At 67.8% G+C, this 13,385-nt stretch carries 13 protein-coding genes and 1 pseudogene; 7 read left to right on the top strand and 7 right to left on the bottom strand.

From position 1 onward, the window contains the following. The 3 genes and pseudogenes from AC1DMS_RS27640 to AC1DMS_RS27630 all read left to right on the top strand — a co-directional run. Positions 1-136, top strand: a pseudogene (locus AC1DMS_RS27640) (IS110 family transposase); the annotation flags it as partial. A 94-nt stretch (positions 137-230) separates the two neighbouring features. Next, on the top strand, positions 231-1,172 hold the full coding sequence (locus AC1DMS_RS27635; RefSeq protein ID WP_062361954.1) for a LysR substrate-binding domain-containing protein: 942 nt from the start codon (positions 231-233) through the stop codon (positions 1,170-1,172). A gap of 79 nt (positions 1,173-1,251) precedes the next feature. After that, entirely contained in the window at positions 1,252-1,671 is a 420-nt protein-coding gene (locus AC1DMS_RS27630; RefSeq protein ID WP_062361951.1) for a Crp/Fnr family transcriptional regulator, read from the top strand. 26 nt (positions 1,672-1,697) lie between these two features. Here the strand turns inward: AC1DMS_RS27630 and AC1DMS_RS27625 are convergent, their stop codons facing one another. The 5 genes from AC1DMS_RS27625 to arsC all read right to left on the bottom strand — a co-directional run bounded on the left by AC1DMS_RS27625 (position 1,698) and on the right by arsC (position 5,069). Beyond that, positions 1,698-1,910, bottom strand: a complete 213-nt coding sequence (locus tag AC1DMS_RS27625) for a hypothetical protein (protein ID WP_307597033.1) — start codon at positions 1,908-1,910, stop codon at positions 1,698-1,700. A 46-nt stretch (positions 1,911-1,956) separates the two neighbouring features. Continuing rightward, complete coding sequence (locus AC1DMS_RS27620; protein ID WP_012747090.1) at positions 1,957-2,217, bottom strand: hypothetical protein; 261 nt, start codon at positions 2,215-2,217, stop codon at positions 1,957-1,959. Between the two features lie 329 nt (positions 2,218-2,546). Further along, positions 2,547-3,827, bottom strand: a complete 1,281-nt coding sequence (locus AC1DMS_RS27615) for an NUDIX hydrolase (protein ID WP_018902911.1) — start codon at positions 3,825-3,827, stop codon at positions 2,547-2,549. 92 nt (positions 3,828-3,919) lie between these two features. Then, positions 3,920-4,657 (bottom strand): arsenical resistance protein ArsH, encoded by a 738-nt coding sequence (gene arsH, locus AC1DMS_RS27610; protein WP_307597030.1) that lies wholly within the window; start codon positions 4,655-4,657, stop codon positions 3,920-3,922. Beyond that, positions 4,623-5,069 (bottom strand): arsenate reductase (glutaredoxin), encoded by a 447-nt coding sequence (gene arsC, locus AC1DMS_RS27605; RefSeq protein WP_018902909.1) that lies wholly within the window; start codon positions 5,067-5,069, stop codon positions 4,623-4,625. Before arsC ends, arsH begins: the two co-directional genes overlap by 35 nt. Positions 5,070-5,098: 29 nt before the next feature. Between arsC and AC1DMS_RS27600 the strand changes: the two genes are divergently transcribed. The 4 genes from AC1DMS_RS27600 (at position 5,099) to AC1DMS_RS27585 (ending at position 8,180) form a co-directional block, all read left to right on the top strand. Beyond that, complete coding sequence (locus AC1DMS_RS27600) at positions 5,099-5,416, top strand: ArsR/SmtB family transcription factor (RefSeq protein WP_278877327.1); 318 nt, start codon at positions 5,099-5,101, stop codon at positions 5,414-5,416. After that, entirely contained in the window at positions 5,410-6,495 is a 1,086-nt protein-coding gene (gene arsB / locus AC1DMS_RS27595) for an ACR3 family arsenite efflux transporter (protein WP_412510718.1), read from the top strand. Before AC1DMS_RS27600 ends, arsB begins: the two co-directional genes overlap by 7 nt. Positions 6,496-6,557: 62 nt before the next feature. After that, entirely contained in the window at positions 6,558-7,340 is a 783-nt protein-coding gene (locus AC1DMS_RS27590; protein WP_307597026.1) for an exodeoxyribonuclease III, read from the top strand. A gap of 93 nt (positions 7,341-7,433) precedes the next feature. Next, a complete protein-coding gene (locus AC1DMS_RS27585; RefSeq protein ID WP_018902905.1) occupies positions 7,434-8,180 on the top strand; it encodes an EAL domain-containing protein in 747 nt (248 codons plus the stop codon). A 12-nt stretch (positions 8,181-8,192) separates the two neighbouring features. Here the strand turns inward: AC1DMS_RS27585 and AC1DMS_RS27580 are convergent, their stop codons facing one another. Together AC1DMS_RS27580 and AC1DMS_RS27575 are read right to left on the bottom strand one after the other, a co-directional pair. After that, positions 8,193-10,121: a GspE/PulE family protein gene (locus tag AC1DMS_RS27580; RefSeq protein ID WP_278877332.1), complete on the bottom strand. Its 1,929-nt coding sequence runs from the start codon at positions 10,119-10,121 to the stop codon at positions 8,193-8,195. 109 nt (positions 10,122-10,230) lie between these two features. Next, the gene (locus tag AC1DMS_RS27575) at positions 10,231-13,317 is read right to left on the bottom strand and encodes a sensor domain-containing diguanylate cyclase (protein ID WP_412510719.1); all 3,087 of its coding nucleotides are present in this window, start codon (positions 13,315-13,317) and stop codon (positions 10,231-10,233) included. Between the last annotated feature and the right edge of the window lie 68 nt (positions 13,318-13,385).

The raw sequence follows: 13,385 nt of genomic DNA, 5'->3' as shown, positions 1-13,385 counted from the left end.
TCGTGACGGCACCGAGTACAACGACCTCGGCTGCGAGCACTTCGACCGCCAGGATCGCACCAAAACCATCCGTCGCCTCATGAAACGACTTCAAGATCTCGGCTGCGAGGTCCCTGTACTGGCTCATACGGGGTAGCGCTTCTTAGTAGACAATCATTGCAATCCAATGAAGTAGCGGACTCTCTTCATAGCCCGGAGGTTATGAAGAGGAAAACACCGCACCCACCACGATGAGCCAGATCGACCGCGTCCTGCGTTCCAACCTCAAGTTGCGCCACCTGCAGATGCTGGTGGCGCTCGACCAGTTCCGCCACCTGGGCCGCGCGGCCGAGTTCCTGTCGGTCACGCAGCCGGCGGTGTCCAAGTCGCTGGTGGAAATCGAGCGCATGTTCGGCCTGGCGCTGTTCGAGCGCTCCACGCGCGGCACCGAGCCCACGCCCTATGGCGAGAGCGTGGTGCGCTTCGCGCGCTCGGTGCTGGCCGACTACGACCGCACGCGCGACGAGATCGCCGCCGTGGCCAGCGGCGCCGCGGGCCGCACCAGCGTGGGCGCCATGGTGGTGGCCATGCCGGTGCTGCTGGCGCGCGCGGTCGAGATGCTCAAGGCCAACTCCTCGCAGACCACGGTGCTGGTGGAAGAGGGCGACCTCACGCGCCTCCTGCCCAAGCTGCGCCTGGGCGAGCTCGACCTGTTCGTCGGGCGGCTGGAACCCGGCTACGCCGCGCCCGACCTCGAGACCGAGGCGCTGCTTGCCGAGCCCATGCAGGCGGTGGTGCGCCCGGGGCACCCGCTGGCCGCAAAGCGCCGGCTGGGCTGGGCCGACCTGGCCAGGGAGCACTGCGTGATGCCGCCGCCCTGGGCCTCGCTGCGCGTGAAGCTCGACCAGATGTTCTTTCGCGACGGCGTGCATCCGCCGGCGGACATCATCGAGTCGGCCTCGTTCCTCGCGCAGATCAGCTTCTTGCAGCAGCGCGATGCGGTGGCCTTCATGGCGCGCTCGGTGGCGCGGCATTTCCAGCAGCAGGGCATGCTCAAGGTGCTGGCGCTGAAGGTGCCGATCGAGCTGCCGCCGGTGGGCCTCATCACCATGCGCGGGCGCCGGCGCACGCCCAGCACGCAGCAGCTGATCGAATGCCTGCGGCGCGCGGCCAGGGTGAAGTCCGCGGCTTGAGGCGGCGCCGTGGCTTTCCTGCACCGGATACCCAATTCATGGGAATGCACTCTGCAGTGCCTTCGGCGACCATTCGGGCATGTATTTGCATACCCTGGTCGCCGATCTGCCGCATGCGGACCGCACGGCATTGGACGAGGCCAGCGAACTGCGCGCCTACCAGTGCGATGAAACCGTTCTTGCCTCTGGCGAGTGGACCGACCGGGTCTATTGCGTGGCGAGCGGGCTGCTCCAGGTGGTGAGCCACGGACGCGCGAGCGGCGCCGACGTCGTCACCGACCTGATCTGCCAGCACGACTTCTTCCTTGGCCCTTCGCTCGGCGAAAACCGCTACCAGGCAAAGCACACGCTGGTGGCGGCCGAGGCTTCGTCGGTCTACCTGATTCCCGTGGCGGCCATGCGCGGGCTTTGCGAGCAGCACCCGCAGGTGGCGCTGAAGCTGCTGGGCATGGCCATCGAGCGCACGAGGGCCATGCGCGGGCAGCTCGGGCTCGGGTAGGCACCGGGCCGGCCGCGGCCGATGCGCTATTTGCCCGGCGGCGGGTTGGCCGGCGCCGTCTGCGGCGCGCTTTGGGTCTGCGTCGGCGTCGACGGCTTGACCGGCCCTTCCTCGCGCGTCTGCGTCAGGAAGTTGTAGGCTAGCGCCAGGATGAACACGAATATGGCCGCGCCGATGCCCCAGCGGAACAGCCGCGCATTGTCACGCTCGTCGGTCTTGAGTTGTCGAGAAGACTTCATTCTTGCGATTTCCCTTCAGTGCAGAAGGCGGGGGCCAGGCGCCCGGTCAGGCCGTGGCCTTCGCGCGTTCGATGATGCCGCGCACTGCAAACGACAGGGTGCAGAGATAGCGGGCGTCGGCCGAAAGCGACCGGCTCATGGCGTGGATGAGTTCGTCGAAATCCTCGTCCGCGGGGCCGCTGCCGAGATCGCGGTTGCGGCGGGACAACGAGTCGCGGATCCGGCTCTGGACCTGCACGTAGTCGGCGCGCAGCAGTACGCTGCGCGCGAGCAGTACATCCAGGTTCAGCAGGTCCAAGGCGTTCATGGATGTTCCTTCCAGCGCGGTGTCGACATCAAAGATTCGGATCGCGATCGAAGGTGCCGCGTAGGAACCTTTCGCATGTGAGGTGGCAGCGCAGACTACATCCAGCGACCGCGGCAAGATGCTGCTTACGGGATTACACGAGCGGTGGCTGGAACTGCTCGAGGCGGCGGCGCCCGGCCACGCGCGAGCTGCCTTCGATCGCGATGTCCGGCTTCGGCCGCCGCGCCGATGCACGCCGGGCGCTGGAGGCCGGCTTCAACGCGCATCTGCCGAAACCCGCTTCGCTCGAGGAACTCAAGGCCGCCATCGGCCGGCTGTGAGAGCTTGCGCTAGCGCTGCGCGCGGAAGATGAAGCCGCTGGCCGGAGCGATCCATTCGGCCTCGCCGGTCGCATGCGCTGCGGGCGCCGCGGCGCAGCCGGTGAACAGCATGCGTTCTTCGGCCAGCAGGAACTGGCGCGCGGGGACGCCCCGATCGGCCGCTTGACTGACGTGCAGCGTTGCGCCCGCAAGGCGCAGGGTGTCCCCGGGCTGCGGCCACAGCACGGCAGCATCGGGCCATGCGGATCGAAGCGCATCGAGCGTCGCGGCCGAGGGCTGCGTACCCGCCGCGGTCCAGAGCAGCCACTTCACCTGGCCCGGCGCTGCGTTCTGCGCAAGGCCGTGCGGCAGGGGATCGATCAATGCCCAGTGGCCGCCTTCGCCGCCGACGAAATAGCCGTGATGCGAATCCGCTGCGCCCGCCACGCGCACGACGCGCGCCGACAGCCGCGTGACCAGGCCCGGCTCGAGCGCATAGTGCGCATGGCCCTTGCCGTCGGGGTCGAGGTGGCCGATCTCCTCGTAGGCGGCTTCGTCGATGTTCACCGCGCGGCGGCCCGCAGGCCCGTCGGCCAGCCGCGGCATGTTCAGCACGATCCGCGTCAGCGCCCGCGCATGCGCCATGCAGTCGGCAGCGCTGCCGAAGCCTGCCAGCTCTTCGAGCGTGCGCCGTGTCACGTTCATCAGCTTGAGGCCGCGGCGCGGGTCTGCTGCCTCCGCGGGCTTGAGCCACATGTGCGCCACGGTCTCGCGGCCGTCGGGCTTCACGGCCTGTGCCGGCGGCATCTGCGCAATGAAGAAGCGGGTATCGAAGCGGCGCGGCATGCCGGGCGGCGTGAGCCAGTGGCTGAAATAGGCCAGCCGGTCCATCGCAAGGCGCCAGCCTTGCGCCTCGCACATGGCCAGCAGCGCATCGGTGCCCTGCTCGGCGGCATGCCGCATCGATTCGAGCCGGCTCGGCGGCAGGCCGTCGAGTTCGACCAGGCGGTCTTCGGCATCGCTTGCAAACAGGACGCCCGCTTCCTCGAAGCATTCGCGCACCGCGGCGGCGTAGTAGTCGAGGCCGCCGTCGGGCAGGCCCAGGCGCGCGCTGGCCGCGGCGTCGTCCAGGCCCTTGCACATCAGGTGCAGGCGGCGGTCGTGCGCGTCGACCACGCCGCCCGGAAAGACGCTGGCGCCGCTGTTCTGGTCGTTGGCCTTCTCGGCGCGGCGCAGCAGCAGCACTTCCATGCCGTCGGCGCCGTCGCGCAGGAGGATCAGGGAGGCCGCGACGCGGATGGGGCGCGGCATGGACGGCGCTGGACCCGGCGGGGTCGTTGTCGTCGAAGGCTTGGCGTTCATGGGCGCCGATTGTCGGGCCAACGACGGCCTCGGGCACCGCGTCAGATCGCGCGCTGGTTCACCCGCCTGGAGAGCTGCTCGGCGCTTTCCTTGCGTTCGCTGTAGCGGTCGACAAGGTAGGCGGCCGCATCGCGTGTGAGCAGGGTGAACTTCATGAGTTCTTCCATCACGTCGACCATCCGCTCGTAGTAGGCGGAAGGCTTCATCCGTCCGGCTTCGTCGAACTCCAGGAAGGCCTTGGCGACCGACGACTGGTTGGGAATGGTCAGCATGCGCATCCAGCGCCCGAGCACGCGCAGCTGGTTCACGGCATTGAACGACTGCGATCCGCCCGACACCTGCATGACGGCCAGCGTCTTGCCCTGCGTGGGCCGCACGGCGCCCATGCTGAGCGGAATCCAGTCGATCTGCGCCTTCATGATGCCGGTCATGGCGCCGTGGCGCTCGGGCGAGCACCACACCATGCCTTCGGCCCATTGCGCGAGCTCGCGCAGCTCCTGCACCTTCGGATGATCGTCGGGCGCGCTGTCGGGCAGCGGCAGGCCGGCCGGATCGAAGATGCGCGTTTCGCCGCCCATGGCCCGCAGCAGCCGCGCGGCCTCTTCGGTCAGCAGCCGGCTGTAGGAGCGATCGCGCAGGGAGCCGTACAGCAGCAGGAAGCGCGGGGCGTGGCGCGACGGTGCCGCATGGGAGAAGCGCTCGGGCGAGGGCCTGTCGAACAGCTCGGCATCGATGTTCGGAAGCTCAGGCAGCGCGGTCGACACGGCGGCCCTCCGCATCGATGACCAGCTCGCCGTCTTCCTTGGTGAACGGGCCTTTTTGCGGCGAGGGCAGGATGTCGAGCACCTCTTCCGAAGGGCGGCACAGGCGCGTGCCGATCGGCGTGACCACGATGGGGCGGTTGATGAGGATCGGATGCGCGAGCATGAAGTCGAGCAGTTGCTCGTCGGACCACTTGGGATCGTCGAGTCCGAGTTCGTCATAGGGCGTGCCCTTGCGGCGCAGCAGTGCGCGCGGCGCCATGGCCATGGCGGCGAGCAGTTCGCGCAGCGTTTCCCTGGTGGGCGGGGTCTTCAGGTATTCGACGACCCGGGGCTCTTCGCCGCTGTTGCGGATCAGCGCGAGCGTGTTGCGCGAAGTGCCGCAGGCGGGGTTGTGAAAGATGGTGATGGAGGGGCTGGTCGGTTGCATTCTTGCAATTATGCAACTATTATTGAAATATGGAAGAACAAGACATCGTCAGATCCCTGGCCGCGCTGGCCCAACCGGTGCGCCTGCAGGTGTTCCGCGCGCTGGTGGTGGCGGGCCCCGCGGGGCTCACGCCCGGCGCGCTGGTCGAGGCGCTCGACGTGCCGGCCACCAGCCTCTCGTTCCACCTGAAGGAGCTGAGCCATTCGGGGCTGGTGACGCAGGAGCGCAGCGGCCGCAACCTGATCTACCGCGCGGCCTTCGGGCAGATGAACGCGCTCATCGGCTACCTCACCGAAAACTGCTGCCAGGGCGAGGCTTGCCTGCCGCAGGCTTGCGCGTCGTGCTGAATCCCGCCGCCACCGCCGCTGCTGCACCGCCCGCAGCGCCGCCCGCCATCGGCTTCTTCGAGCGCTACCTCACTGTGTGGGTCGCGCTGTGCATCGTGGCGGGCATTGCGCTGGGCCAGTGGCTGCCGGGCGTGTTCCGCGGCATTGCATCGCTCGAGGTGGCCAAGGTCAACGTGCCGGTGGGCGTGCTGATCTGGGTGATGATCATCCCGATGCTGCTGAAGATCGACTTCGCGGCGCTCGGGCAGGTGAAGGCGCACTGGCGCGGCATCGGCGTCACGCTCTTCATCAACTGGGCCGTGAAGCCGTTCTCGATGGCGCTGCTGGGCTGGATCTTCATCCGCCACGTGTTCGCCCCGCTGCTTCCGCCCACGCAACTCGACAGCTACATCGCGGGCCTGATCCTCTTGGCAGCGGCGCCCTGCACGGCGATGGTGTTCGTGTGGAGCCAGCTGTGCAGGGGCGACCCGTACTTCACGCTGTCGCAGGTGGCGCTCAACGACGCGATCATGGTGGTGGCCTTCGCGCCGGTGGTTGCGCTCTTGCTCGGGCTGTCGTCGATCACGGTGCCCTGGGACACGCTCTTGACCTCGGTGGGCCTGTACATCGTGGTGCCGGTGATCATTGCGCAGCTGCTGCGCAAGCACTTGCTCAAGAAGGGCACGGCCCGCTTCCAGGCGGTGGCGGCGCGGCTCGGGCCGTGGTCGATCTCGGCGCTGCTGCTCACGCTGGTGCTGCTGTTCGCCTTCCAGGGCGAAGCCATCATCCGGCAGCCGCTGGTGATTGCGCTGCTCGCGGAGCCGATCCTGATCCAGGTGTTCCTGAACTCGGGCCTGGCCTATGTGCTCAACCGCAGGCTGGGCGTGGCGCACTGCGTGGCCGGGCCGTCGGCGCTGATCGGCGCGAGCAATTTCTTCGAGCTCGCGGTGGCCACAGCGATCAGCCTGTTCGGCTTCCAGTCGGGCGCTGCGCTGGCCACGGTGGTGGGCGTGCTGATCGAGGTGCCGGTGATGCTGCTGGTGGTTTCGGTGGTCAACCGGTCGCAGGGCTGGTACGAAAAAGGCGTGCGGGCCGCCTGACCGTCCGCAGGGCGTGTTCTCCGACATGGGCCGGTGGGCTTTCGGGCCATGATCGGCCACGCATGAAGATCGCGACCTTCAACGTCAATGGCATCAACAGCCGGCTTGCGCTTGTGCTGTCCTGGCTGGCCGAAGCCCGCCCGGACGTGGCCTGCCTGCAGGAGCTGAAATCCCCGGACGAGAATTTTCCGGCCGCGGCCATCCGCGAAGCGGGCTACGGCGTGCTGTTCCATGGCCAGCGCGCATGGAACGGCGTGGCCATTCTTGCGCGAGGCAGGGACCCGATCGAAACCGGCCGCGGGCTCGACGGCAACTCCGAGGACAGCCAGAGCCGCTATCTCGAAGCGGTGGTGAACGGCGTGATCGTCGGCTGCCTGTACCTGCCCAACGGCAATCCGCAGCCCGGCCCCAAGTTCGACTACAAGCTCGAATGGTTCGAGCGGCTCAACGCCCATGCGCGCCTTCTCTACGGCTGCGGCATGCCGGCGGTGCTGGCCGGCGACTTCAACGTGGTGCCCACCGATGCGGACATCTACAACCCGGCTTCATGGCAGGACGATGCGCTGCTGCAGCCGGAAAGCCGCGCGGCCTTCGCCCGCCTGCTGAAGCAGGGATGGACCGACGCGATCCGCACGCGCCACCCCCGCGAGGCGATCTACACCTACTGGGATTACTGGCGCAACCGCTGGCCGCGCAATGCGGGCCTGCGCATCGACCACCTGCTGCTCAACCGCGAGCTCGCACCCTTTCTGGCCGATGCGAACGTGGACCGCGAGGTGCGCGGGCGCCCTGGAGCGAGCGACCACGCGCCGGCCTGGGCCCTGCTCGACCTGCCCGCCGGTTGATCAAAAGGAGGCGGTTGTGAACAAAGGGGTTACATTTACGTACTTATCAAGCCGCCTGAACGACGCGTCCCCTTTCCCGCGAGATCCACTCCAGTGACCATCGGAACAACGGCGGATGCCTGCTTTCCCGGCTTCGACAGCGGGTTCGTCATGGCTTTCCAGCCGATCGTGGATTTCCAGCGGCGCGAAGTGTTCGCGCACGAAGCCCTGGTGCGCGGCACCTCGGGAGAGGGCGCCTTCGAGGTGCTCTCGCGCGTGAACCCGCGGCTGCGCTTCGCCTTCCACGAGGCCTGCCGCGTGAAGGCCATCGAAACCGCTTCGGCGCTGGGCATGGAGTCGCGGCTGAGCCTCAACATCCTGCCCAACGACGTGGCGGGGCATCAGGACGAGTGCTTTCACACCGCCATGCTGGCCGCGCAGCGCTGCAATTTTCCGGTGGACCACCTGATGTTCGAGATCACCGAAGGCGAACGCGTGGCGGACCTGCCCGCGCTGGCGTCGGTGTTCCGCACCTACAAGGACTACGGCTTCACCTCCGCCATCGACGACTTCGGCGCCGCCTATGCGGGCTTCGAGCTGCTGGCCGGCTTTCAGCCCGACGTGGTGAAGATCGACATGGGCCTGGTGCGCAACATCCACAACGACGCGGTCCGGCTCAGCATCGTGAAGGGCTTCGTGGGCACCTGCAGCGAACTGGGCATCCGCGTGGTGGCCGAAGGCGTCGAGGCCTCGGAAGAGGTCCACGCGCTGCGGGCGCTGGGCGTGGACCTGTTCCAGGGCTTCCTGTTTGCCAGGCCCGGCATCGCCATGCTGCCGGCCGTGGCGTGGGACGCCGCCTGAGACTGCAGCAGCTCAGGCGTTGCTGGTTGCGCGGACTTCCTCGATGGTGGTCTGCCCCGACAGGACCTTGCCGATGCCGTCCTGGCGCAGCGTACGCATGCCCTCGCGCAGGGCGGCTTCCTGCAGTTCCTCGGCGCGCGCGCCGCTTTGCACCAGGCGCCGCAGCGTCCTGGAGATCACCATCAGCTCGTGGATGCCGACGCGGCCGCTGAAGCCGGTGTTGTCGCAATGCGTGCATCCGGGGCTCGAAAAGGCCTGCAGCCGGCCGTCGCGGCCGTGCTGGCCGAGCCAGCCGCTGCGCACGGCCTCGCGTTCGGCCGGCGTCTCCTGACCCGCGAACGCGTGCATGTAGTCGGCCAGCAGCTCCTCGACTTCCTCGGGGCGCATGGGGCGGCTCTGCAGGCAGTGGCTGCACAGGCGCCGCACCAGGCGCTGCGCCAGCACCGCGAGCAGCGAGTCCGCGAAGTTGAAGGGGTCCATGCCCATGTCCAGCAGCCGCGTCACGGTTTCGGGCGCGCTGTTGGTGTGCAGCGTGGAAAGCACCAGGTGGCCCGTGAGCGAGGCCTCGATCGCCGTCTTGGCCGTTTCCTCGTCGCGGATCTCGCCGACCATGATGACGTCGGGATCGGCGCGCACGAAGGCCCGCAGCGCCTTGGCAAAGGTCCAGTCGATGCGCGGATTCACCTGCACCTGGCGCAGGCCGGGCTGGGTGATCTCGATCGGGTCTTCGGCCGTCCAGATCTTTCGCTCCGGCGTGTTGATGTGCATCAGCGCCGAATGCAGCGTGGTGGTCTTGCCCGAGCCCGTCGGCCCGACGCACAGCACCATGCCGTAGGGGCGCTCCACCGCCTTGGTGAGCTCCGAGAGATTGCGCGGCGAGAGCCCGAGCTTGTCCAGCGCAATCGGCTTGGCCGAGGCCAGGATGCGCATCACCACGTCTTCGAGCCCGTTGGCCGTGGGGATGGTGGCCACGCGCAGCTCGATGCGGTGCTGCGGCGAGTACTTGGCGAAATTGATCTTGCCGTCCTGGGGCTTGCGCTTTTCGCTGATGTCCAGGTCGCACATGATCTTCACGCGCGCGACCACCGCGTTGCGGTAGCTGGCCGGCAGCTCCAGGTGGGTGTGCAGCCGCCCGTCGCGGCGAAACCGGATGCGGGTCTTTTCCTTGCCCGGATAGCTCTCGATGTGGATGTCCGACACGCCTTCGCGGTGCGCATCCACGATCATGCTGTTGATCATCCGCACCAGCGAGTTGTCCGACTGCTCGATGGCCGTCTCCTCGATGGCCGGTGCGGGGCGCTCCTTCTCGAGCGTGACCAGCAGGTCGCTGGTGCCCAGGCTGGTGCCCGGGCCGGGGCTGCTGCCGAGGCCCGCGCCGCCCATGTCGAAGTCCAGCGGCCGCGAGGGATCGTGCACGACGGTCGGGTCGGCAGATTCGGTGCCGATCTTGCCGTAGGCCTTGTAGAGCACGGTGTCCAGCACCAGGCATTCGCCGATCACCGGCACCACCTTCCTCTGGGAGATGAACTCCACTTCGTCGATGGCCGCATGGCGGCTGGCCGGATCGTCGAGCGCAAGGATGAGGCGCCCATCGTGGATCATGAGCGGCATCACCTGCAGGCGGCGGGCCACGGCATGGCTGATGGTGCGCAGCGCGTCCACCGCCACCGGGAACTCGTGCAGGTTCACGAGCGGGTAGCCCATCTTGCGCACCAGTGCGGCCTGCAACTGGGCCCGCGTCACCACACCCATGCGCACCAGCGTCTCGCCCAGCGGCACGCTGCGGTCCAGCTGCTGCTGCTCGAGGCCGGCGCGCAGCTGCTCTTCCGTGAGCATGCCCAGCGCCATCAGGGCCTGGCCGATGCGCAGGATGGGCATGCGGCTCTGGACTTCCAGTGCGTGCAGCAATTGCTCGGGCGTGACGACTTCGGTGGGGGACATGAAATGGTTTCTCCTGTGAAGGGGATTCTGAGGCCGCCAGGGCGCGCTTGTCAGCAGGAATGCGTGCCTCGCCACCTGCAATGGCGATGGGCAACCACTACCAAAGTTCTCAATCGGAGAAGCCGAAGGTGTTGCGCCCCGCGGCCTTGGCGCGATAGAGCGCGGCATCGGCGCGTGCCAGCAGGTCGGCGGCGCCGGCCGAGGCGTCCGCGGCCTGGTGGAAGGCAATGCCGATGCTGGTCGTCACGTTCAGGCTGCGGCCGTCCAGCTCGAAGGGGACGGTGCCCACCCGCTCCACGATCTTCCGCGCGACGGCCACGGCGGCTTCCCGCGTGTGCACGTTCTCCAGCACGACCACGAACTCGTCGCCCGCCAGCCGCGCGACGGTGTCGGTGCTTCGCACGCTGGCCAGCAGGCGCTGCGCATATTCCACCAGCACGCCGTCGCCTGTGGCGTGGCCGAGCGTGTCGTTGATGGTCTTGAAGTAGTCGATGTCGAGGAACAGCACCGCCAGCGCATTGCCCGAACGCTGCGCGCGCGCGATGGCGCCGGGCAGGAACTCGTTGAAGGCGAGCCGGTTCGCAAGGCCGGTGAGGGTGTCGATGCGCGCCAGGTCGATCAGCTTGCGCTCCACCGCCTTCAGGGCGCTGATGTCCAGGCTCAGCGAGAAGATGCCGCGCGTGCTGCCGTCGGGGCCGATGTCGGGCACGTAGCTCACGCGGGTGGTGCGGTCGGCGCCCTGGGTCCTGGTCTGCGCCTCGAACTCCACGCGCTCGCCGGCCAGTGCGCGCGCGATCATGGCCTTGCGCGAGAGATACAGCTCGGGGCCCGCGACGTCGCCGACATGCCGGCCCAGGATCTCGGCCGGCTCCACGCCGAGCCATTCGCGGTAGGTGGCATTGGCAAAGGTGATGTTCTCGTCGCGGTCGATGTAGGTGATGAGTGCCGGCAGGTTGTCGGTGATGGTGCGCAGGCGCCTTTCGCTTTCGGCCTGCCGCAGCTCCGCGCGCTTGAGCGCGGTGATGTTGAAGGTCATGAGATAGAAACCCACGAGCCCGCCCTGCGGGTCCATGTCGGCCACCAGGTTGACCTGGAAGAAGCCATCCTTTCCATGCAGCGGCGCATGCACCGGAAAGCGCACCGACTTGCCCTCGCGCACCAGCGGAAGATAGGGCCGGATCTGACGGTGCACCGCCTTGCCCAGCGCCGAGCGCAGCGTGACGTTCTCGAGCGGGCCGCTGCCCAGCCCCGCCATCTGCCGCGCGCGGCTGTTGGCGAAGAGGCAGTTCTCTTTGCTGTCGAAATAGCCCACCAGCGCCGGGATGCTGTCGGTCACATCGCGCAGCCGCTTCTCCTGCTCGGTCAGGGCCTTGCGTATGTTCACCTCGTCGGTGATGTCGAAGGTCATGGCGAACACGCCCTGCACCACGCCGTTGGCGTCGCGGTCGGGAATGTAGTGGGCCTTGAAGGTGCGCTCGCCGATGCCCAGCGCCGGATCGCCGGATTTCTCGACCACCACCGTCTCGCCGGCCAGCGCGCGCTCGTAGGCCGGCGCCACGATGGCAAAGTCCGACGGGCCGCGAACCTCCGGCATCAATTGCCCCACCATGGCCCGGTCCTTGTGCAGCGCCTTCACCTGGGCATTGACGAAGGTGTATCTCAGCGAGGAATCGACGTGCGAGACCAGCGCCGGGATGTTGTCTGCAATGACGCGAACCTGCGCTTCGCTGTGGGCCAGGCTGAACTCGATGCGCTTGCGCTCGGTCACGTCGGAGGTCATGGCGTAGTAGCCGCGGACCTGCCCGGCCTGGTCGCGGTCGGGAATGAGTTCGGTCTGGAAGTAGCGGTCTTCTTCGCCGCGCTTCGCTTCGCCGCGGCTTTCGAAGCTCACGGCCTCGCCGGCCAGCACGCGCCGCACGGCGGCGTCCACCGTCTCGTCCTCGCCGATGTTCTGCGCCGTGCGCCCGATCAGCTGGGCCGCGCCGCGGTCGAGCTTCCTGCACAGCGGGGCGTTCACGAAGGTGTAGCGGCCCTGCGCATCGACGTGCGACACCAGCGCGGGCAAGTTGTCGGTGATGTCGCGCAGGAACTTCTCGCTCGACTTGCGCTGCTGCATCAGCGTGTCGAAGGTGCGCGCGAGATCGCCGATCTCGTCGTGCCGGTAGGTGCGCGGCACGGCCGTCTGCAGGGCCGGGTTGTCCACGTCCAGCATGTGCCGGTGCAGGTGCCGAAGCGGCGTGAGCTGCTGGCGCACGAAGCCCAGCACCGCGGCCCCCGCGAGCATGGCGAGCACCACCGTGCCGATCCATGCCGAGCGCTCGATCGCGTCGACCCGGGCGAAGGCTTCCGTGCTCGGGTACATGGACCCCAGCACCCAGTTGGTCTGCGGGATGCGCTTGAAGGCGTACAGGCCGTGCACGCCCGCATGGTTGAAGCCTTCGGTCGCGCCTTCGTAGCCTTCGATCGGGCGCTCGATCTCGGGATTGCCGACCCCCTTCAGGCCCGTCTGGTTGATGATGCGCTCGGTGCGCGGATGGTCGATCACCACGCCTTCCGTGCTGGTGATGAACAGGTAGCCCGTCTCGCCGAATTTCAGGTCGGCGAGCTCGCCCAGGATGTTCCGGTCCTTCAGGTTGATGGCGCCCGAGATCACGTACCGCACGTTGCCGGCGGCGTCCAGCACCGGCTCGGTCATGGCGATCTGCGCCAGGCCGGTGAGCCGGTTGAGGTAGGGCTCGGAGATCACGCCGGCGCGGGCCGCGAGCGTTTGCTGGAAGTACGCACGGTCCTTGATGTTGACCTTGCCGGGCTGCTGCGCGCCGCTCAGGCTCGCGACCAGGTCGCCCTCGGCCGTGAAGAAGGCGACGTTGCTGAAAGCCTTGCGCAGCGATGGATGCTTTTCGAGAAAGGCCTGCAGCGCCGGCGTGTCGGGAAACTCGTTGAGCGCCGTGCTGTCGGCGAAGGTCTCCAGCAGCGTGCGGCGGCTGACGAACTTCTGGTCGATGGTGTTCGCAATGGCCGACAGGCGGGCGAAGGCCTCGCTTCCGATGGAGGCCTTCATGCTGGTCTTGACCAGCTGCAGGGCGACCGTCGCAATGGCCAGGGTGGCCGCCAGGACGACCGCGGCGATGCCCAGGCCGAGGCGTGTGTTCAGGCTGATGCGGATGTTCCGAAGACCGGGCAATTTCATTGGCATGGACGTGCACCGCGACGAGATCCGCGCTGCGCCTGCACGTAGTGTGTCACGTAGTGTGTCAGAAGCGG

The sequence above is a fragment of the Variovorax sp. 05T418 genome, from assembly GCF_056396385.1.
Note: the sequence above shows the minus strand (reverse complement) of the source record. Positions and strands in the feature narration are given on the sequence as shown.

What these genes read in the sequence shown, in the direction of transcription:
- arsC (WP_018902909.1), bottom strand. Translation starts at nt 5,069, where the DNA reads ATGCAACCGACCAGCCCCTCCATCACCATCTTTCACAACCCCGCCTGC.
- AC1DMS_RS27615 (WP_018902911.1), bottom strand. Translation starts at nt 3,827, where the DNA reads ATGCCGCGCCCCATCCGCGTCGCGGCCTCCCTGATCCTCCTGCGCGAC.
- AC1DMS_RS27590 (WP_307597026.1), top strand. Translation starts at nt 6,558, where the DNA reads ATGAAGATCGCGACCTTCAACGTCAATGGCATCAACAGCCGGCTTGCG.
- AC1DMS_RS27600 (WP_278877327.1), top strand. Translation starts at nt 5,099, where the DNA reads ATGGAAGAACAAGACATCGTCAGATCCCTGGCCGCGCTGGCCCAACCG.
- AC1DMS_RS27635 (WP_062361954.1), top strand. Translation starts at nt 231, where the DNA reads ATGAGCCAGATCGACCGCGTCCTGCGTTCCAACCTCAAGTTGCGCCAC.
- AC1DMS_RS27575 (WP_412510719.1), bottom strand. Translation starts at nt 13,317, where the DNA reads ATGCCAATGAAATTGCCCGGTCTTCGGAACATCCGCATCAGCCTGAAC.
- AC1DMS_RS27620 (WP_012747090.1), bottom strand. Translation starts at nt 2,217, where the DNA reads ATGAACGCCTTGGACCTGCTGAACCTGGATGTACTGCTCGCGCGCAGC.
- AC1DMS_RS27625 (WP_307597033.1), bottom strand. Translation starts at nt 1,910, where the DNA reads ATGAAGTCTTCTCGACAACTCAAGACCGACGAGCGTGACAATGCGCGG.
- AC1DMS_RS27630 (WP_062361951.1), top strand. Translation starts at nt 1,252, where the DNA reads ATGTATTTGCATACCCTGGTCGCCGATCTGCCGCATGCGGACCGCACG.
- arsH (WP_307597030.1), bottom strand. Translation starts at nt 4,657, where the DNA reads ATGCGGAGGGCCGCCGTGTCGACCGCGCTGCCTGAGCTTCCGAACATC.
- AC1DMS_RS27580 (WP_278877332.1), bottom strand. Translation starts at nt 10,121, where the DNA reads ATGTCCCCCACCGAAGTCGTCACGCCCGAGCAATTGCTGCACGCACTG.